The 19,387-nt window shown below is 53.2% G+C and carries 17 protein-coding genes; 4 read left to right on the forward strand and 13 right to left on the reverse strand.

All coding sequences use genetic code 11. The features are described 5' to 3' along the window. Positions 1 to 4: 4 nt before the first annotated feature. The 9 genes from QMO62_RS07110 to QMO62_RS07150 all read right to left on the reverse strand — a co-directional run bounded on the left by QMO62_RS07110 (position 5) and on the right by QMO62_RS07150 (position 11,857). Positions 5 to 2,395, reverse strand: coding sequence for an S-layer homology domain-containing protein (locus QMO62_RS07110; RefSeq protein WP_284639766.1), 2,391 nt, complete (start codon positions 2,393 to 2,395; stop codon positions 5 to 7). 162 nt (positions 2,396 to 2,557) lie between these two features. Then, positions 2,558 to 3,544 carry a LacI family DNA-binding transcriptional regulator gene (locus QMO62_RS07115; protein ID WP_284639767.1) on the reverse strand — a complete coding sequence of 329 codons (987 nt, stop codon included), beginning with the start codon at positions 3,542 to 3,544 and terminating at the stop codon, positions 2,558 to 2,560. Between the two features lie 30 nt (positions 3,545 to 3,574). Beyond that, a complete protein-coding gene (locus tag QMO62_RS07120) occupies positions 3,575 to 4,333 on the reverse strand; it encodes an SDR family oxidoreductase (protein ID WP_284639769.1) in 759 nt (252 codons plus the stop codon). Between the two features lie 11 nt (positions 4,334 to 4,344). After that, positions 4,345 to 5,172, reverse strand: a complete 828-nt coding sequence (locus tag QMO62_RS07125) for a phytanoyl-CoA dioxygenase family protein (protein ID WP_284639771.1) — start codon at positions 5,170 to 5,172, stop codon at positions 4,345 to 4,347. A 158-nt stretch (positions 5,173 to 5,330) separates the two neighbouring features. Next, positions 5,331 to 6,863: an extracellular solute-binding protein gene (locus QMO62_RS07130; RefSeq protein ID WP_284639773.1), complete on the reverse strand. Its 1,533-nt coding sequence runs from the start codon at positions 6,861 to 6,863 to the stop codon at positions 5,331 to 5,333. Between the two features lie 93 nt (positions 6,864 to 6,956). Beyond that, the gene (locus QMO62_RS07135; RefSeq protein ID WP_284639775.1) at positions 6,957 to 7,817 is read right to left on the reverse strand and encodes a carbohydrate ABC transporter permease; all 861 of its coding nucleotides are present in this window, start codon (positions 7,815 to 7,817) and stop codon (positions 6,957 to 6,959) included. Next, positions 7,811 to 8,671 (reverse strand): ABC transporter permease, encoded by an 861-nt coding sequence (locus tag QMO62_RS07140; protein WP_284644881.1) that lies wholly within the window; start codon positions 8,669 to 8,671, stop codon positions 7,811 to 7,813. The genes QMO62_RS07135 and QMO62_RS07140 overlap by 7 nt, the downstream gene beginning before the upstream one ends. A gap of 222 nt (positions 8,672 to 8,893) precedes the next feature. Continuing rightward, complete coding sequence (locus QMO62_RS07145) at positions 8,894 to 10,681, reverse strand: cache domain-containing sensor histidine kinase (protein WP_284639777.1); 1,788 nt, start codon at positions 10,679 to 10,681, stop codon at positions 8,894 to 8,896. A 6-nt stretch (positions 10,682 to 10,687) separates the two neighbouring features. Continuing rightward, entirely contained in the window at positions 10,688 to 11,857 is a 1,170-nt protein-coding gene (locus QMO62_RS07150; RefSeq protein ID WP_284639779.1) for a response regulator, read from the reverse strand. Positions 11,858 to 12,045: 188 nt separating this feature from the next. Between QMO62_RS07150 and QMO62_RS07155 the strand changes: the two genes are divergently transcribed. Next, positions 12,046 to 12,534, forward strand: coding sequence for a GyrI-like domain-containing protein (locus tag QMO62_RS07155; RefSeq protein ID WP_284639780.1), 489 nt, complete (start codon positions 12,046 to 12,048; stop codon positions 12,532 to 12,534). Here QMO62_RS07155 and QMO62_RS07160 read toward each other — a convergent pair. The 3 genes from QMO62_RS07160 to QMO62_RS07170 all read right to left on the reverse strand — a co-directional run bounded on the left by QMO62_RS07160 (position 12,510) and on the right by QMO62_RS07170 (position 15,592). Then, the gene (locus tag QMO62_RS07160) at positions 12,510 to 13,499 is read right to left on the reverse strand and encodes a helix-turn-helix transcriptional regulator (RefSeq protein ID WP_284639782.1); all 990 of its coding nucleotides are present in this window, start codon (positions 13,497 to 13,499) and stop codon (positions 12,510 to 12,512) included. The two genes, QMO62_RS07155 and QMO62_RS07160, sit on opposite strands and share 25 nt — an antisense overlap. A gap of 138 nt (positions 13,500 to 13,637) precedes the next feature. Beyond that, on the reverse strand, positions 13,638 to 14,567 hold the full coding sequence (locus tag QMO62_RS07165) for an aldo/keto reductase (RefSeq protein ID WP_284639784.1): 930 nt from the start codon (positions 14,565 to 14,567) through the stop codon (positions 13,638 to 13,640). Positions 14,568 to 14,590: 23 nt separating this feature from the next. After that, positions 14,591 to 15,592, reverse strand: coding sequence for a Gfo/Idh/MocA family protein (locus tag QMO62_RS07170; RefSeq protein WP_284639785.1), 1,002 nt, complete (start codon positions 15,590 to 15,592; stop codon positions 14,591 to 14,593). Between the two features lie 125 nt (positions 15,593 to 15,717). Between QMO62_RS07170 and QMO62_RS07175 the strand changes: the two genes are divergently transcribed. From QMO62_RS07175 to QMO62_RS07185, 3 genes are all read left to right on the forward strand, one after another. Further along, positions 15,718 to 16,557, forward strand: a complete 840-nt coding sequence (locus QMO62_RS07175) for an AraC family transcriptional regulator (RefSeq protein ID WP_284639821.1) — start codon at positions 15,718 to 15,720, stop codon at positions 16,555 to 16,557. Between the two features lie 77 nt (positions 16,558 to 16,634). Beyond that, entirely contained in the window at positions 16,635 to 18,794 is a 2,160-nt protein-coding gene (locus QMO62_RS07180) for a DNA topoisomerase III (RefSeq protein WP_284639823.1), read from the forward strand. Positions 18,795 to 18,970: 176 nt separating this feature from the next. Next, positions 18,971 to 19,051 carry a hypothetical protein gene (locus tag QMO62_RS07185; RefSeq protein ID WP_284644882.1) on the forward strand — a complete coding sequence of 27 codons (81 nt, stop codon included), beginning with the start codon at positions 18,971 to 18,973 and terminating at the stop codon, positions 19,049 to 19,051. An 8-nt stretch (positions 19,052 to 19,059) separates the two neighbouring features. Here the strand turns inward: QMO62_RS07185 and QMO62_RS07190 are convergent, their stop codons facing one another. After that, the gene (locus QMO62_RS07190; RefSeq protein ID WP_284639825.1) at positions 19,060 to 19,365 is read right to left on the reverse strand and encodes a hypothetical protein; all 306 of its coding nucleotides are present in this window, start codon (positions 19,363 to 19,365) and stop codon (positions 19,060 to 19,062) included. Between the last annotated feature and the right edge of the window lie 22 nt (positions 19,366 to 19,387).

The following is a 19,387-nucleotide window of genomic DNA, read 5'->3' on the forward strand; positions in this document are numbered from 1 at the left end:
TATCTTAGTACATCGCGTTCGGCTTATCCTGCAATTGGCTCCGAACCTGCAGGAAGCTGAAGAAGGCTGTCGCCGCTTGAGCTCGCGTAACCTGCCCCGCCGGCTTAAACTGTCCGTTATCGAGCGACATGATCGATAGCTTCATAATCAGAGCGATCTCACCCGGATTCTTGATACCGTCCAGATCGGACGCTTCGGAAGCGAACATTCCCTCGATTTGGGCCAGCTTCTGGTATCCGAGGGCGCGTACGAGCAGGCTTGCCAGCTCGCTGCGTGTCAATACTTCATCCGGCTTGAACTCACCAGAGGTACGGTCAATCAGACCACGGTCAATGGCATTCTCAATATAGGCAAAATATTTATTATCCTTCGCGACGTCGCTGAAGCTGGCCGTACGCTCGGCATACATCGCCATAGGGAAGTAAGGAAATCCTCCATTTACGGCAGCGAGCAGCATTTTGACCATTTCACCGCGAGTGATGCCGTCATCCGGCTTCACCGTTCCGTCCTCTACATCCAGAGCTTGATAATCGATCATCAGGGAAAGGGCGGCTTCCGCCCAATGGCCTTTAATATCGGCAGGCGGTGCGGACGGCGGCTTTACGACGCTTCCGTCTTCCCGATTTTTCCATTCGCCCGTTTGGGCGTCAAGTACTGCCGGCTGCAGGAATTGATACTTTGGAACCAGCTGGTACACAAGTCTTGCTTCCTGTTTTTTTCCATTCTCGCCCGGCTTGACAACGCCGGAAGCGACAAGCAAGTTATACTTTTCCATCGGGATGGGCTGGCCGCCGTCGATGTAAGAATTCATCATGTATTGAAGCTCGACATGGTATTGATCCAACAGCTTAGCCGTAGCTTCGGCGGAAGTGATTACTTTCGGCTGGCTGGACGGATAATCGATTTTCATGATGTTCGAATAAAACTGCTTGATTTCCCCGGTTTGCAGGTCCAAACGAAGATGAGCGGAATCATATTCCGTATTCACGCCCCCGACAATCCGTTTAAAATTAAATGCGTAGCCGTCTGTGTAGGCAATCTTCTCTTGAAGTGCATCCTGCTCGGGAGCCGGCTCGAGGAAGAGCTCATGGGCATAGGCCGGCAGTAAAGTCTTCATGTGCTGAATGGCTTTTTCCTTGAGCTGGTCATAGCTTAGCTTATTTTTCCCTTCCTGCTTCGAGTCCGACGCCATAATGCGGTAATCGTACTTGGAGTATTGAAGGATTGCGCCTGTATTGCTGTCCACGGTAGCATGCAGGTTGCGGCCGCCTTGATCGGATCCATCCTCAGCCAAAGACCAGCGAAGCTCCCATTGGACGCTGGACTTTCCTGTCCACGGGTCAACGTTCTCCCGATAAGAAGCATCCTCCAGCTTGGCATCCTTCGGAACACCTATCAACGACTGCACGCGCTCCACAGCCTGCTCCTTCGTCAGCTTCAGGCCTTCCTTCACTTCCTCCTTCAGAGGCTGCTCACTAACCGGCACCCACTTTGCGTCCGGATTTTGCTTTCTTCCATCCAGCGTAAGAATGTCCCCTTTTTCTGCGTCAAGCAGGAAGGGTTTCATACGGTAGGTGAGAAGCGGATCTGCCTTGCCAAAGCCGTTGCCTGGAAGCACGTACACCAGCTCCAGGTCCGACTTCGTTTGGAACGCTTCCTCCGCTTGCTGCTGACTGATCGGCTTCTCTACGTTCTTAAACAGAATAGCCGGATCCCATTGCTTATTGTAAGACAACACCTTGCCGTCGCCGTTTACGCTTATCATAATAAAATTTTGCGGGAAAACAACACCGTTAACGACCCTGACGAACTTTATGGAATGCTCAATTCGGCCGGTAAGCGGCTGCCGTGTCGGATAATCCTTGGCATCGTAATACTGAAGCTGATCCTTCAGCTCCGGGCTCAACTTAGCTACGCTGTCCAAGGCGATCTGCTTGGCCTTCTCCAGGTCTACCTTCGGCGGATAACTGACAGGCTTGTCGCCTTCATCCTGATACGAATAGAAGGAGTTCAGCTTGCCTGTATCCGAGTCGATGGAGACGGACACGCTTCCGTAATGCCTTCTCTGGTCCTGCTTGGTGAATTGGATATTCCACGCACCGGTTTGCCCCGATATTAGCTGCATATTCTGGTAGCTTACACCCTGCAGAGTAAAGTCCGAAGGCACTTCAACATATTGTTTGGCAAGCTCGATTGCTTTCTCGCGGGTAATCTTCGTATCCACAGGCGCTTCCGTAGAACCGCTGCCCATCATGGCTTCCGCCTTCCCCATAACCGCCGGCCCATTCATGGGAATGGAATCACCCATCGGTGTCATTGCACCGGCAACCGGAACGGAGCTGAACAGCATCGCGGCGCTAACCCCAACAAATCCAAGCTTGGACAATCTTTTCACGTGAATGCTTCCCCCTCAAAGTAAAAATCATAATTGATTTCGTATCCTTTGACGGAGACGGATTGCCAAATGTTTCATCAAAACCGGTTTCGTAGGTAAAATTTTTTCAGCTGCATTGGATCGGACTGAATCCGGTTGTTTTTGGGTCGTTTTCACCCCTATTCACTGCATCGTAGATGCCCGAGGCACCAGCTCGGCATCCACCGTGAGTGATTGCCGCGGCTTTCCTTCAAGCTCATCAAGCAGCATCTGAGCCGCCGATTCAGCCAATGACCGGCGCGGATAATGAAGCACCGTTAGAGGAGGATCCGTCTGCGAGGACATGAGAATATCCTCACAGCCGGCAACGGCAAGCTGGGAAGGAACCTTCAAGCCTTGTTCCCTGCAGGCGGACAAGCACCCAGCCGCCATAAGATCGCTCGCGCAAACCAAAGCCGTGAGGGACCAGGAATTTGACGCCAGCGTCCTATTCAGCGTTTGAGCGGCTTGCTCGAATCGACCGCCGCCATCAAGCAGATCCTCTGCATGCCATGACAGTCCTTCCAAACGAATCGCTTCGATAAAGGCTTGCGCTCTAACTGTATAATGAGTGGCGGCCTGCCCGCCTCCCATAAACCCGATCCGCCGGTGGCCCTGTTCCTGCAAATGGCGAACCAGCTTCCTCATGGCATGGCTCCAATTGATGTCGACATAAGGAATATTTCCTTGTTCCGACAGAGGCTGCATGACGGATACCACGGGCAGCCCCATTGACTTGAACTGCTCCACGGTTTCGGACTGCAAGGATTGCCCGAGCAGCAAAATGCCGTCCACGCGCCCCATAAACAAGCTCTTCAGCTCAGGCTCCTCCAAAGTGGTGTACGTCTGGAAAAACACGAAATAGCCCCGGGCACGGAAATAATGCTCGATCGTGAGCAGCAGACCGGCTTCAAATGCGTTGCCGAGATAATTGACCAATACGGCGATTTGATTCGACCGTTTGGTCTTTAACCCCCGTGCCAGCTGGTTGGGCTGATATCCCAGCTCCTTCACCGCCTTTAGAACCCTTTGCCTTGTTTCTTCCTTCACGATGCTGCGATTATTGAGTACATAAGAGACGACCGCAACGGATACACCCGCGCGGTCGGCAACTTCCTTTCTGCTTGCCATAGTAAGCTCACCCTGCTACCAGATTGGATTCTATATTCCGTAGGTTCGGCCGCCGTTGACAGAGAGACACTGACCCGTGATGAACCTCGACTCTTCCGAGGCGAGAAATACAACCGCATTCGCAATATCCAAGGGTTCCCCCATCCTTCCGAGAGGCACGGCCGATTGATAGCCCGAAGTATCGGCGCCTTCATGGCGTTCCACCGGTACCCAGCCCGGAGCAATAAGATTGACGCGAATCCCGTGCGGTCCCAGCTCGCTGGCCCAGGATCTCGTCATGCCGATCATCGCCGCCTTAGCCGTAACATAGCTGGAGAAACGGGCATTGCCGATTTGAACGACCTCACTGCCGATATGAATCAAGCTTCCCGAGCCGTTGCTCTTCATTCCGGGAAGCACCTCCTTCGTCAGTAGAAGAGGCGCCTTCACGAAAAATTCCAGCTGTTCCAAGTACGTCTGCCAAGTGCTTTCCTCCAAGGGGAGCATAGGCTGCGGTCCTGTTGCATTGTTGACCAGAACGTCAATGCTGCGCCCGTAATAGCCTTCTACACGACGAACGAGCTCGAACACCTCCTGCTCCCGGGTAATGTCCGCTTGAAAAGCGGCCGCATTCCCGCCGGCAGAGGTGATCATACGTATCGTTTCCTCCGCATTCGCCGCGTTGTTGGCATAATTAACGGCCACACTGGCTCCGGCCTCCGCCAACGCCGCCGCGATATGCCTGCCGAGCCCCCTGGACCCTCCGGTTACCAAGGCCAGCTTGCCTGCCAATCTTTGCTTGCTTCCCATAAGGAGCCTCCTTATTCGTATACGCTTTCTCCGGTATTCTGTCGATATAGCTCCTTTAATGGTACCATAGTTTCCGATGGAACGTAATATTTGAAAGGATTCTCATCGATGACCCCGAGCAGCTGCTTCCGGTATGGCGAAGCGTTCTGCAGAAGCTTTTCGGAGGCGGTACGATAATCGATCGGACGCATCCAAATGGGACTGTAGCCCAGGAATAGCTGACGCCGTGTATAGTCCGAATGGTTCGGCGCGCCGGCGTGCCACAAATTTTGCGGAAAAATGAACACGTCTCCGGGCTCCCCGCACACCTGCACTTCACCCTCTACCGTACCTCGCACATCCTGCGTCTCCGGCTGGAACAGCTTGTTATGAGAGCCGGGAATAATCTTCGTATTCCCGCGGTTCGGCTGCGACATATCGCTTAAGATGTAGCAGGTTTTGATATAGTAAGTAGAGGTGATGCCGTTTTGCTTGGGAAACTGAGGATGCGGTCCGTCCTGGTGCCAGTTGATGAAGCTCTGGGTTGCCGTTTTCTCATCGTTTGGATTCGGCTTACGAATCGTCAGGTGCGATATATGCAGCTGAATGTTGTAGCCCAGCAGCTGGACCATGAGCGGAAGCAGAGTCGGCTCATCAATCAACGAAGCAATCTCTTCATGACGCTCCACACTGTTATATATGTTATACGCTAGTGACTCCGGCTCCTGTGCGATAAGCTCATCAATGGCGTTGTTTAAACGCTGCACCTTCTCTTGAGACAGTACGCCCCGTAAGATCAAATAACCGTCCTGTTGAAACTGTTTCGTTAATTCAGGAATATTCAGGCTTGTTTGCGGCATGCTTCATCTCTCCCTTTAAATATATTACTCGAGTAAATTTACTCGTGTAAATTGTTGCTGGTTGTTATTATACAATATTTTCTTTTTTCTGAGAAGGGGTCATTGTTATCCATTGGCAGCATCCGGAGGAGGGTTGCCGCCCTCCCCCTAGCCTGCGTTTATTTCACATAGCCGAGCTCTTTGATTCTCTTCTCCGCTGCATCCAAATACGCTTTGTAATTCATGGAGCCTTCCAGTGTTTTTACGAAGCTGTCATACTCGCCCAGCGGGCGCTTGCCATAAACGAACTTGGACAGCTCTTCCTCGATATAGCGATTTGCATCCGCCGCATTATATCCGTTCGGGTAATCGATGAAGCCGTTCAGCGCTTCAATCCGTGGCTGCTTGCTGGCAAACTCCATGAACTTGGCTTGCGGAGCGAACTTCACTGTCAAGTATTCCATCTCCGGCCGGCCGGTGAACTGGTACAGCCAGAAGTAGCCGCCTTCCTTGCCCATAAGCTCCGTCGGCACCACCTTCGAGCCATCGAGGTTATAATGCTTCCCCTTCACGCCGTATTGCACTAGGAGAGACCCATCCTTGGAAGAGACGTAGTTGAGCAGATCAAACACCTTTTGCAGCTTCTCGGGCTGCTTCTCCAGCGCCTTCGGGATCGCATACATGCCTGCGGACTTTCCGATGTCCCAAGCTCCGGCGAATTGACCGCCCGGTCCTTTAAGGGCATCTACCTGTACCCAGTTGGCATTCGGATTCACTGCTTTAATCTGTTCCACGAATTGCTCCTTCGTTACGTTCGGCCAATCGATGTAGATGATGCCCGCCTGACCTTTAATGGCCTTTTGCTGGTGCTGCAAGCCCGAATTTGCCATCAGTTCCGGATCAACTGCACCTGCCGCAACCATTTTCTGAATGAAGCCGAGCGCATCCTTCATGCCGGAATCATAAAGCCCGTTAACAAGCTTGTTGTTCTTCACATAAAAGCTCGGTACCCCATCCGTGTGCCCTACGCCATAGGCGCCGAACACAGGCTCGAATGCCCCCAGCTTGCCGCCGGTCAGCCCGAACGTATCCTTCTTCCCGTTGCCGTCAGGGTCCTGCTCCGTGAATGCCTTGGCAACAGCCAGCAGCTCGTCGGGGGTCGTAGGTATTTTTAAGTTCAGCTTATCCAGCCAGTCCTTCCGGACCCAGTACGTATTATATGGAACCTGAGGCGTCTTCGCGATAGCGAACGTTTTCCCGTTCAGCGCTCCCTTCTTTAAGCTGTCCTTGCCGATAAAGTCCTGCACCGGCTTCAGCTTATCGAGATGCGGCGTCAAATCCAGCAGCAGGCCCTGCTCCGAGAATTGCTTCAGCTGCTGACGGTCCACCGCGAACAAATCCGGAAAATTCGCCGATGCCATGCGTACGTTCAGCTGGTTTTTGTAGTCATCCCCGGAGGCATAAACCGTCAGGTTGATTTCCGTCTTCAGCGCTTTGTCCAGCTCTTGTTTAATTATGTCCTGATCGGGTGACGGCAGACCGCTGCCGGTTTCAATGATGTCCAGCTTGACCGGCTTATCCGATGCAGGCGCCGAAGCTGCCCCCCCAGCCGGTTTATCCGTCGGAGCCGTGGCTCCGCCGCAGCCCGCAATCAGCGTCCCTCCCGCAAAGGTCATGGCTAACAATACCGGCACGTAAGCTCTCTTTTTCATAGATACCCCTTCTTTCCTCTAAATGAAATTTCATATATCGACACCGACCTCAGGAGCCGCCCGGCTGCAGTCCGTAAGCTCCTGCTCCCGGAATCAACCTTTCACTGAGCCAAGCAGCATCCCTTTGGTGAAGTGCTTCTGGATGAATGGGTATACGAGGATGATCGGCAGACTGGCCGAGACTACGGCAGCCATCTGCATCGTTTCGGTAGGCAGCATGTTCTCGGCGTTCTCGAGCGGCTGCTGCGTCATCATAAGAATCTCGCGGATGACCACCTGAAGCGGAAACAAGGTGCGGTCGGTCACATACATAATCGCCTGAAAAAATTCATTCCAATGACCGACCATGTAGAACAAGCCGATGGTCAGCATAGACGGAACGGAGAGGGGCAGCACAATTTGCAGCAGGATGCGGAATTCCTTCGCCCCGTCCATACGAGCGGATTCGAACAGCTCCTCAGGCAAGTTTTCGAAGAAGCTTTTCATAATGAGGACATTGAAGCTCCAGATGGCATTCGGCAAGATCATGGACCAGACGGAGTCCACCAGGCCCAAGGATTTGACAATCAGATAGGTCGGGATAATGCCTCCGCTAAAGAGCATCGTAAAGACGACCATCAGCAGAAATAGGCTGCGACCGGGCAAATTGCGCCGGCTGAGCGGATAGGCCATTAACGCAGTCAGCACCAAATTCACGATCGTACCCACAACCGTAATGAAAATGGTAATCCAAAACGCACGAGTAATACCCGTTTCGGTAAACAGCTTATGGTAAGCTGTGAACGTAATCGACTTCGGGATCAGGATGAACCCGCCGTTCTTAAGCACCTCGGAGAATGGGGTTATGGATACGGACACCACGTACATCAGCGGGAAAATGGCGGCCAGTGCGGCAATTCCCAGAATGACAACGACGACAAGGTTGACGATGCGGTCCTCCCAGCCTCTTACCATATGCCCTCACCCCATTTCTTGGAGAGATGGTTCGAGCCGAGCACAAGCACAAGCCCGATCACCGACTTGAACAATCCTACGGCGGAGCCCAAGCTGAAGTTCAGCTGCTGAAGCCCGGTTCGGAACACCCACGTATCCAGAATGTCGGCAACCTGATACACCTGAATGTTATACAAAATGTAAATTTGGTCGAAGCCGGCATCCATAATGTGGCCAAGCTTCAAGATCAGAAGCAACACGATAACATTGCGAATTCCCGGCAGGGTAATATGCCAGATCATCCGCAGACGGCTGGCTCCGTCGACTCTCGCCGCCTCGTACAGGGTCGGGTCGATGGCCGTCATGGCTGCCAGGTAAATAATCGCCCCCCACCCAAGATCCTTCCAGATCTCTGAGCCGACGAGGATGGCCCGGAAATAATCGATAGAGGTCAAGAATCCGATCGATTGCCCCCCCGCCTCCTCCATCCAGCGGTTCACCAAACCGGAGCTTTGCGACAGCAGTGCAATAAGAATCCCGTAAATGATGACCCAGGACAAGAAGTGAGGCATGTACGTTAAGGTTTGCACTAAGGTTTTAAACCAGCGCATCCGGCACTCATTCAGCAGGAGGGCCATCACGATAGGCGGCGCCATCCCGAAGATCAGCTTATAAATGCTGATTACAAAAGTATTGACCATCAGCTGACCGAAATAGGGAGATTGGAAAAAAATCTGAAAATGCTTGTACCAAGGGTCCGCCCAAGGGCTCTTCATGATGCCCTCCAGCATCTGGTAATCCTTGAACGCGATAATCACGCCGTACATCGGCACATATCGGAATAAGATGTAATAAAGAACACCGGGCAGCAGCATGAGATAAAATGCGCGAAACGCCCAAACCTGCTTTGTCGTCAGCTTCCATTTGTTCACTTTCAGCTTCGTTGCTGCCGCCGGCGAAGTCGTTGCCTGCTCCATAGGACCACCTCTTTTTTATACTGATTACGATTTGCTCACCGGTTGATATCAGTATAGCAAGCGCTTTCTTTATCAGATATACAGTGATCCTGCGAAAATGTCCGAATTATTGTAAACGCTTCAATTGGGCTTTTCTGTATACTGTACTGCAGGAAGCTCAATCCGGATGAGGGTACCGATTTCAGGCAGGCTGAAAATAGAGAGTCCGTATTCTTGGCCGAAATGGAGCCTGATCCGCTCATGCACGTTCATGATTCCGATGCCCGTAAACCGTTCCTTGCTTGGTGCCTTACGCCGTTCTGCGAACACATCCTGGAGCTGGCCCGAATCCATGCCGAGCCCATTGTCGCGTACGGTAAGGATCAGCCTGCCTCGGACCAGCTTGGCCCGGACCTTTATGGCGCCGCCCTGCTTCCTAGGAGCGAGGCCGTGAAAAATCGCGTTCTCAACGAGCGGCTGCAGGGTCAGCTTAAGTATCGTACAGCTTCTGGCTTCCCGGTCAGCCTCAATGGTCATGTCGAATTTATCCCCATACCGAACCTGCTGGATGTAGGCATACATGCGAAGTCCCTCCAGCTCCTCCTCCAGCGTAACGAATTCCGTACTTTTGTCGAAGCTGAACGAGAGCAGCCCTACCAGCGACTTGATCGTCTCCCGAACGGCATCAATCTTATGCTGCTTCGCCAAGCTGCTGATGCAGGCCAGCGTATTATAGAGAAAATGCGGAGCAATTTGACTCTGCAGCATCTTCAATTCAAACTGTTTCTTTCGTCGCTCCGCTTCCTTGGTCTCTTGGAGCAAGTGATGAATCCGTTCCATCATGGCGTTATAGCTTCGCGTTAACCGGCCGATCTCGTCATTGCCGATGACGGCGATACTCGGCAGCACCTCCATATCCCGAACCCGGTCCATCTTTGCGACCAGCGTACGTACGGGATGCGTCACATAGCGGCTCATCATATAGGTGCTGACCAGAACGATTAGAATCCAGAACACCGCCGCCGTATTGAAGTTTTGATACAGACTGCGAATATTTTGATAGAAGTAGCCGTCCTCGTAGAAGGCTATAAAATACCAGCCTAGCTTGTTCATACCCGATTTGACCGCGACCAGCTGACCTTGCGGCCCTTTCAACTCGGATACGCCGATGGGCAAATCCGCCGTCTCGTTAACGAAGCCCGTGTTCAGCTCCGGCGGAAACACGCTGGTGTTGTATGGAAGCAGCCGGTAAAAATGCAAAGGCAGCGCCGAATCGAAGGAATGCACCACATTTCGCTTATTCGTAAGGATGGCAAACGTCTGATTTTTCGTATTCATGAATTGCGCCAGCATGTTGGTCAGCTGAACTAGGTCGATTTCCACGACGGCCATGCCCAGAAACTCCTCCGTATCGGCTGACGTTATGGGAAGAATGAACGCAACCGTTTTCCCGGACATCGGCGATTGATAGGGCTCGGTAATAAACATGCCGTAGGTCGTTTTCGCTTTTTCCAGCAGCTGTTGAATATGAGGGTTACCGATAATATCGAAGGTAGTTTGGGAGCTGACCATGACCTGACCGTCGGCGCGGACGAGGTACAACGTTTTGTACAAAGTGCTGTTCTTAGCGGCATACTCGCGCAGTACCTTCGAGGCCTCGCTCTCCTCTCCTTCCTTAAGCAGATCTTCTCTGGTGGAGATCAGCAGAAGCAAATTCTGAACGTTATCCAAATAGGCATTCATGTATAAGTTGGTCCGGTCAATGATGACCTGAGAATCGGTAAGCACCTGCTTGCGAAAGAGAGCCTCCGCATCCCTCAGGTTCATCCAGGCGAGACCCCCGAACAACAGAAGCGTACCCATCGATAAAAAAAGAAAATGTTTGGCAACCATGCTGCGGCCGCCAAACCAGTCCAGTACTTTTCTCATATAAGATCAGCCCTTTTTAAATTCTGTGGGTGCAACCCCGGTCCAGCTGCGGAACAATTGAGAGAAATAACGGTAGCTCGGTATCCCCACCCGTTCGGCTACCTCATAGATTTTAAGCGTTGTGTTTTGCAATAGCTGGACGGCCCGTTCCATTCGCTGCCGGGTCACGTAATCGTTGAACGACTCTCCCGTCTCTTCCCGAAACAGTCTGCTTAAATAATAAGAGCTGAGTCCCACCTCCTCCGCGACCGTAGTCAACGTAAGCGGCTCCGCCAGCCGGGCTGCAATGATCTCTTGCGCTTGAAGCACTTCTCTTCTTATTTTCTTTCTTGATTGGGGCGAAGCGGCAAGAAGCTCCCGGAGCTCTGCCGCAAGCTCCTCCCTGCTTGTAACCGGACCTGCAGCGTCAATACTGCAGCGAAGTGGGCTGCTTATGTCGTCAATGCAGCTGTGTTGTATGGCTTGAAGGAAATCCTTAAGGTACTTATCGGTTGACGACGGCTCTCCCGGGAACCGGAGGAGCAGAAGTAACATTTGCTCGCTTAAGGGTATATATATGAACGAATTGTCGGAACGGCCTTCCCATTCCTCCAGCCGCCTAAGCAGAGACTGGGCTTCGGCGCCTCCCGCCATGGGGGTTAATCGAACAGGATAACAGGGAAACCAGCTTTGCAGCGCCTCCTCTAACTCTTGGTGCCCCGGACTCAGCTCGGCCTCCCCCTTAAGCAGCGGACCTATCCTATGGAGAAGCTCCTGCCGCAGCCGTCCTCTCTCACTACGAAGATGATCTCTCTCCCGCTGGATCGCTTCCCTTGCTTTTCTTACGGCATCCTCCATCTCCTTCTCCTCAAAGGAAAGCTTAATCACGTAGCTTAGCGCCCCCAGCTTAAGAGCTTCGCGTGCATAGGCGAACTCGCTGTGGCAAGTCAGAAGCACGAATTGCGTCAGCTGCTGCCGCTGTCTTACCCGTCGAAACAGCTCCAGACCGTCCATGACGGGCATGGTAATATCCGTTACCACAAGATCCGGCTCCAATCGACGGCACAGCTCGAGAGCCTCCTCCCCATTCTCGGCCTCCCCGACGAGCACCGCCCCGAACGCTTCCCAGGGAAGCGAGCGCAGCTCCTGCCGAAGCGGCAGCTCGTCATCTACAATCAGTACACGAATCGGCTCCATCCTGTGCATCCCCTCTCATAATGCAATCGCTTACAGTTCAGCATAGCAAATGTCAGGACGTTTTTTTATACATGAATGCAGTAATAATGTTCAAAAATCGCAACAAGCGCGAATAACTAAGACAGGTTCTGTCACCCTTATCTGATAACCTTTCCTTGTAAACGATCATATCACACGGGAGGCTAACCATGAAACCAGCTTTACAACACCAATCCACGATCTATGTTATCGGAATCCGAGAGGAGCACGTCATGTCCGAAGAAGGCGGCATTCCGACGATCCTCTCGCAATGGGGCCGCTTTATGGCAAGAGTACATGAAATTCCAAACCGTGATGAAGCTACGCTCGGCATTTGTCTCGGCATGCCTCAGGAAGGTCCATTCGACTACGTGACGGGAGCGGTCCTGCGGAATTCAACGGCGTCAATTCCCTTGGGCATGGAGCTTGTGCGTCTCGAGCCGGCGGAATACGCCGTATTCACTCACCAGGGACCGATTGCAGCCCTTCACGAAACCTACCTCGCGATTGAGCAGTGGCTAAAGGAAAATGGCGGGTATCGAAGGGCTGCCGCACCGGAATTCGAGCTGTATGATCATCGTTATATTTCTCCGGACAGCCCGGACAGCGCGTTTGATATTTATGTGCCGGTGGCTCAGCAGGAAGGCTTGGAAGCATGATAAGCTTCAAACAGCTTGACCGCAGCTTGTCTAAGCTGTTCCCGTAATTCCTGCGGCTCCCGGATGACGGCATCGGCCCCCATGCTTAAAAAATACTGCGTGTAATAACCGAAATCGTCCTCTCTGATATGCAGACGTAAGATTCCGGTGCCGTCATCATTCACCTGAAGCTCGTCGTGGAAGATGCCTTCCCATTGAAAGCGGCTTACTCCCTCCGTCGTTAGCTCGGCAATCAGCGGCATTCTTTCAGGGTCGGACGCGTATACGGCCGAGACAGGCTGCCCTTGCGGTAGAAACCACATCTGCAGCGGGTAGCCGCTCACATCGACTGTCTCGGCTCCTTCCTCCATTTGTTCCGCTTGGAGTACGCGATCGACGCGAAACAATAAGTACTTCTCTCGATGGAAGCAATAGGCCGGGCAGTACCAGTAGCCGTTCTGCGAGTATACGCCGATAGGTTGAATGGTCCGGGATTTGGCTCCTTCTCTTGAATCATACAAAACTCGTACCGGCCTCATCTGCAAAGAAGCGTCCAGCAGCAATCTTAAATGCGGTGAAGGAGCCTTCCGCTTCGGAGACCAGAAAATCACGCGCTGCTTCATTTTGTCGATCGTACGTTTCGTATCGTCAGGTAAATAGTAGTAAAACTTATTTAATGCGGTAACGGCTTCCTCATCGAAGGGCAGCGACCCGTAATGCTGCAGTGACTGGTACGCGAAAAAAATCGCGACAGCCTCCTGCTCCGAGAAGACGATCGGCGGCAGCAGATGCTCGTTCAGCAGCCGGTACCCGCCGTTCGGGCCATATTCCGCGTAGAGAGGCAATCCCAGCTCCTCCAGCGCCTGCAGATCGCGCATGATCGTCCTGCTTGAGACGGCGAATTCCTCTGCGAGCTCCCTTACCGTAAACTTCCTCCGCTTATTGACAGCGATCATCAGCTCGATCAGCCGCTTGGACTTGGACATTCCTTACGCTCCTCAATCATGCTATATGGATAGTTGTAGTATAGCACAACACTATGACAATTTCTGTCATAGATTAGCTCCCTAATAAAAACACCCCTGCCTGATACGTGACCCGTATCATAACAGGGGTGCAGTTTACTATTCTACATGCTCCAGCCAGTGCAGCTCCTCCGGAGTTAAGCGTATACGAGAGCCTTCGATGCAGGAGTCCAGCTCCTCCTTTGACTGTGCTCCAACCAACGCGCAGGTAGGAAACGGCTGATTGATGACATAGGCAAGCGCGATCTGGATCGTGGTTACGTTCTTCTCCTTGGCCAGCTGCTCCGCACGACGAAGCCGTTCCCAATTGGCATCGTTATAGAAGACACGTACCATATCCGCGTTGTCAAGCACGTCCGGGCTGAAGCGTCCTGTGAAGAACCCTCTCGCTTGAGACGACCAGGAAAGGAGCGGCATCTGATGCCTCTCATGCCAAGCGCAGTCCTCCGCATCTACGGAAACGCAGCCTGCCCAGAACGGCTCCTTCGGCTTGGCCAGACTCAAGTTCGGACTGCTGAAGCTAAAGCCTACGAGCCCGTTTGCCGCTGCATACTCGTTGGCCTCCTGCAGCCTCGCGGTAGACCAGTTGGAGCCGCCGATAGCACGAATGCGTCCTGCAGCGATATGCTCGTTCAGGGCATCGATGATGTGACTCACAGGGACATTCGGATCATCGCGATGAAGCGCGTACAGGTCAACATAATCCGTTCGGAGACGCTCGAGACTGATCTGAAGCTCCTCCGCGATTACATCCCGGTTTACCCGAGGGCCTTGCTTGTTGGGGTGAGCCCCCTTGGTCCAGACGACTACCTGCTCCCGGTTGCCCCGTTCTTCCATCCATCGGCCGATGGTAGCTTCGCTCTCTCCCCCGCAATAACCAAAGGCGGTATCAATCGTGGTGCCGCCGGATGCGAGGAGATTATCCAATACATCGCACACTTTATCATACACTTCATGTCTAAAGAAATCCGATCCTTGAATCAGACGGGAAATCGGCTTATGGACTCCAGGAAGCTGAATCGTTTCCATTACGGGTTCCTCCCTTTTTTGGACTACAGCGTTACGCGAATGCGTTCACGCGCGGACTGCAACGTTGCATCAATGACCTTCATGTTCGCTACGGCATCGGAAGGAGCAAAGGCAAGAGGCTCTCCATGAAGGATACTGCGTCCTATCGCGTCCGCCTGCAGCGCATACTGGTTCACATAAGGCACCTCTACCTCTCTTCGCTCACCTTTCACCGTGACAAAGAAATGATCCTTCGCATCCCCCCTCGTAACGAAGGCAGACGGCACTTCGATCGTTCCGTCCGTACCAACTACCTCAAGCGTATTTCTGCCCGCCGCCCACATGCCGCAGTCGAACGTCAGCGCCACATGGTCCGAAAACTCCACAAGTCCGGATGTCATCATGTCCACATGGTCGTGCTCCGGCGAGAAGAAGGCATGCGCTGTTACAGCCTCCGGCTCGCGCTCCAGCAGCAATCGCGCAGCGCTTAACGGGTAACAGCCTACATCGTATACCGAGCCGCCGCCCCATGCCTGCTTATAGCGAACATTATTTGACGCTTTTGCATTATTAAAGGTAAACGTACCGTGGATGCCGCGAATCGCGCCAATCTCTCCGGATTGAATGATGTCGCGAATCATGGCATAACGGGGATGATAGCGGTACATGAACGCCTCCGCCAGGACGACCCCTGCCTTAGCACAGGCATCCGCCATCTCTTGCGCTTCCTCTGCATTCAGTGCAATCGGCTTCTCGCATAACACGTGCTTTCCGGCTTCCGCCGCGCGGATCGTCCATTCCTTATGTAAATGGTTCGGCAATGGGATATAAACGGCATCAATGCTTTCGTCTTCCAGCAGCTGCTCATAGCTGCCATAAGCCGTCGGAATGCCCAGCTTGTCTGCCGTTTCCCGGGCATTGCTAAGCTCCCGGCTGGCTATAGCCGCTACCTCGCCCGTTTCCGATTGCTGAATTCCCGGAATCACCGCACGCTTTGCAATACCGGCGCAGCCGATGATGCCCCAACGCACCTTTTTCGAACTCATATCAGCATCTCTCCTTGAAGGAAAATTAATACGATATTGCCATTATACTTATGCCAATTTAAAATGAAAATATAAGCTTTTTGCAGATAGATACAATTATATTGTCATTATGGGAGTGGAGTCTTTTGAAAAGACAGCGTTTTCTTCCAACCATGTCGGAGCAGCCGTTTTTCATCCTGCCGGAATCCGTCGGTTGGTACTGGGACGACCCGGAGCATACGGTGGATCGACGTGAAAATTCATGGAATACCTTCAGCATCCATTACATCGTCAGCGGGAAAGGGTACCTTGAAACGGATCAGGAAACGTACCCGCTTGAGCGGGGCGACGCCTTCTTGTATTTCCCCCTGCAAAGACAGCGCTATTACAGCGACCAGGAAGACCCCTGGAGCGTCTTATGGATTCATTTTTACGGTACGGCCATCAACGAATTCCTGATTGAACGCGGCTTTCACCGTTCCCATCTGTGGACGCTCCGGCAAACCAAGCTGCTGGAGCAAGCCTTCGAGGAGCTTCTCACCGAGCTGGAAAAGGAAGAGTTTTACCATCTGTCCCGCATGTCCACTTTAACCTATGCCATTCTGGCCGAGTTCGTAAACCAGGCGGTTCCCCAGTCCGCCGTGAAGCTGCCGGAATCTACGGATCGTATTCTACAGCTTCTGCCCCGCATGCAAAATGAAGCCTGCAAGCCGTTCGATCTCCCTTACTGGGCGCAGCAGGCGGAGGTAAGCACCTTTTATTTTTGCAAGCTGTTTAAGAAGGCGACCCAAATGACCCCCATGGAGTTCATTACGTTATGCCGCTTGCAGAAAGCGAAGCAGTGGCTGCTCGAGAAGAAGGAATGGACGATTCGCGAGATCGCCATGGAAGCGGGTTACCCCAGCATCAGCTATTTTAACAAACGATTTCTGGAGCAGGAAAGCATGACCCCGTCGGAATATCGGCAGCTGTACTGGAAGCAGTAGGCCTTCCTCCGGATTTGACGCAAGCGCATGATGGTTGTACGATGAATGGAATGCTGATTGAAAGAGAAGGAGAAGGTATGAAATCATTAGTTCTTGCGGAAAAACCGAGCGTCGCCAAAGAAATTGCCCGCGTACTCGGCTGCAACCAGAAGCATAAGCACTATATGGAAGGACCGAAGCATGTCGTCACCTGGGCGCTGGGGCATCTTGTAACCCTAGCGGAGCCGGAGGATTACGACGTGAAGTTCAAGACCTGGGATCTTGAGGATCTGCCCCTGCTTCCAGGTAGGATGAAGCTTAAGCTGATCCGGGAAACGACGCCGCAGTTCAAAGCGATACAAGGACTTGCCGCACGCCCCGACCTCGATCAGATCATTATCGCTACCGATGCCGGGCGTGAAGGAGAATTGGTGGCCCGGTGGATTATGGAGATGATCCGGTGGAAAAAGCCTTACAGCCGTTTGTGGATTTCCTCTCAAACCGATAAGGCGATCCGCGAGGGCTTCGCTTCGCTTAAGCCAGGCTCCTCCTACGATCCATTGTACCGCTCCGCCGTGTGCCGCGCGGAGGCCGACTGGCTGATCGGACTCAATATTACCCGAGCTTTGACCTGTAAGCACAATGCGCAGCTTTCGGCCGGGCGGGTTCAGACGCCTACCCTGTCCATCCTGATGGAGCGGGAACGGCAGATCAAGTCGTTTCAGTCTAAGGACTATTGGATGCTGCGGGCGCAGCTTGGATCGTTTCAGGCAATGTGGCGCGGCAAGGAGGCTCAGGACGGCCGTTTGTTTGATAAGGCGGAGGCGGACCGGCTGCTCGAGAAGCTGAACCGGGTCGGACAAGCCAAAGTAACGAAGCTGCAGGTAGCGGACAAGAGTGAGCCGCATCCGCTCGCCTATGATCTTACGGAGCTTCAGCGGGATGCGAACAAGCGTTACGGCTTTACGGCGAAGCAAACCTCGAATGTGCTGCAGCGCCTGTACGAACAGCATAAGCTGGTTACGTATCCGCGAACGGATTCGCGTTATTTATCAACAGATATGGTTCCGACGCTTGCGGGAAGAATCGAAGCCTTGCATGTGCCCGCGTATGCCGGATGGGTCAAGCCGCTTCTTCGGAAACCGCTGCCGATCACGAAGCGTATCGCGGATGACAGCAAGGTAACCGACCATCACGCGATCATTCCGACGGAGGAACGCCCTCATCTCCAAGCCTTATCGGCCGATGAGCGCCGCCTGTACGACTTGATCGTGAAACGGTTCCTCTCGCTCTTCTACCCTGCCTTCCGTTATGACGAAACCTCGGTTACGCTAGACATCGGCGGCGAGAGCTTCTATGCGAAGGGTCGGATCGTCAAAGATGAGGGCTGGAAAAGCATATACGGCCTGGACGCCTCCGCCATGAGCCTTGACGAGGAGGAGGAGCAGCGTCAGGAAGAAGAGAACGGCCCGCGTCAAACCCTCCCTCCGCTTTCCGTCGGCGCGGAGCTGAAGGAATTGCGTTTGGGACTGCAGAAGCTGGCGACGAAGCCGCCGGGCCGATACACGGAAGCCTCCTTGCTTACCGTCATGGAGAAGCACGGCCTCGGCACACCGGCTACCCGGGCGGATATCATCGAGAAGCTGCTCTCTTCCGATACGATCGAGCGCAAAATGAATGTGCTCCAGCCTACGGGCAAGGGAGCACAGCTGATCGAGCTGGTCGTACCGGAGCTTAGGTCGCCGGAGCTGACGGCCGAATGGGAGCAGGAGCTAGAACGCATTGCCAAGGGTCGCGGCGACGCCAAATCGTTCATGGACCGGATCCGCTCCATGACGGAGCAGATCGTCAAAGAAGTGAAGACCAGCGCGGCCGAATATAAGCCGCATAATCTGACGAGCTCCCGCTGTCCCGATTGCAGCAGCCCTCTTCAGGAGATCAAAAGCAAGCGGGGAAAGCTGCTCGTCTGCAGCAGCAAGGAATGCGAATATAAGCGCGCGGCGGAGCCGCAGCTTTCGAATAAACGCTGCCCGCAGTGCCGTAAGAAAATGGAGATTCATACCGGCAAAGCAGGCAAGTACGCACAGTGCCGTCCGTGCAATGTCATCGAAATGCTCGGTGAGAAAAGCAGCGGTGGCGGCAAAGCCGCCAAACGGCAGCAGGCCCAGCTCGCCCATCAGTTCAGCGATAATGTTGAGCTGACCAGCAGTCTTGGGGATGCGCTGAAAGCGGCCCTGCAAGGCAAAAAAGAAGATTGAGGGCTTGGTCCCCCAATCTTCTTTTTTAGCAAAACATCCCGCATAGGAGGAATCGTCATGCCCTATATTAACCTTCAAATCACGAAAGGCGCTACCCGAGAGCAAAAAGCCCAAATCGTACAACAGTTTACGGAAAATTAGTAACGGTTCTCGGCAAAAAGCCGGAGCATACCCATATCGTCATTCAAGAAATCGATGAAGAAAACTGGGGCTTTGCCGGTATGCTAACCGATGATTACCGTAAAAGGGAAGGTTGAAGCCTTCCCTACCCTAACAAGGGGAACTGCCCGCGAACCTGCTCGTCAAAAAACCGCCGCAGCTGCTCCTTCTCCCCTTCCGTGAACTGAAATTCGCAATCGCGGCCTTCGTCCTGAGGCACGATTTGTACCATGTCTCCCCGCCGGGTGCATATGATCAATGCGGATAAGTCCTCCACGTCCTCCGGCTGCTTGCCGTCCGCCAAGGCAAACGAGATTTCAACATCCACCCACTGCTCATCTCTTGGCTCCACACGCGCCTTCAAGCGCTCAAAAACAAGCTCCTCGACAACAGGATCGCCATAACGAATCATTTCCTAACCCCTCCGAACCATA

Source organism: Paenibacillus silviterrae (assembly GCF_030167925.1).
GTDB lineage: Bacteria > Bacillota > Bacilli > Paenibacillales > NBRC-103111 > Paenibacillus_G > Paenibacillus_G silviterrae.

Bases quoted from the DNA above. Each gene is read 5' to 3' on its own strand.
- QMO62_RS07120 (WP_284639769.1), bottom strand. From the start codon at position 4,333: ATGGGAAGCAAGCAAAGATTGGCAGGCAAGCTGGCCTTGGTAACCGGA.
- QMO62_RS07150 (WP_284639779.1), bottom strand. From the start codon at position 11,857: ATGGAGCCGATTCGTGTACTGATTGTAGATGACGAGCTGCCGCTTCGG.
- QMO62_RS07165 (WP_284639784.1), bottom strand. From the start codon at position 14,567: ATGGAAACGATTCAGCTTCCTGGAGTCCATAAGCCGATTTCCCGTCTG.
- QMO62_RS07135 (WP_284639775.1), bottom strand. From the start codon at position 7,817: ATGGTAAGAGGCTGGGAGGACCGCATCGTCAACCTTGTCGTCGTTGTC.
- QMO62_RS07190 (WP_284639825.1), bottom strand. From the start codon at position 19,365: ATGATTCGTTATGGCGATCCTGTTGTCGAGGAGCTTGTTTTTGAGCGC.
- QMO62_RS07155 (WP_284639780.1), top strand. From the start codon at position 12,046: ATGAAACCAGCTTTACAACACCAATCCACGATCTATGTTATCGGAATC.
- QMO62_RS07115 (WP_284639767.1), bottom strand. From the start codon at position 3,544: ATGGCAAGCAGAAAGGAAGTTGCCGACCGCGCGGGTGTATCCGTTGCG.
- QMO62_RS07125 (WP_284639771.1), bottom strand. From the start codon at position 5,172: ATGCCGCAAACAAGCCTGAATATTCCTGAATTAACGAAACAGTTTCAA.
- QMO62_RS07160 (WP_284639782.1), bottom strand. From the start codon at position 13,499: ATGTCCAAGTCCAAGCGGCTGATCGAGCTGATGATCGCTGTCAATAAG.
- QMO62_RS07145 (WP_284639777.1), bottom strand. From the start codon at position 10,681: ATGAGAAAAGTACTGGACTGGTTTGGCGGCCGCAGCATGGTTGCCAAA.
- QMO62_RS07170 (WP_284639785.1), bottom strand. From the start codon at position 15,592: ATGAGTTCGAAAAAGGTGCGTTGGGGCATCATCGGCTGCGCCGGTATT.
- QMO62_RS07130 (WP_284639773.1), bottom strand. From the start codon at position 6,863: ATGAAAAAGAGAGCTTACGTGCCGGTATTGTTAGCCATGACCTTTGCG.
- QMO62_RS07180 (WP_284639823.1), top strand. From the start codon at position 16,635: ATGAAATCATTAGTTCTTGCGGAAAAACCGAGCGTCGCCAAAGAAATT.
- QMO62_RS07140 (WP_284644881.1), bottom strand. From the start codon at position 8,671: ATGCTGCTGCCCGGTGTTCTTTATTACATCTTATTCCGATATGTGCCG.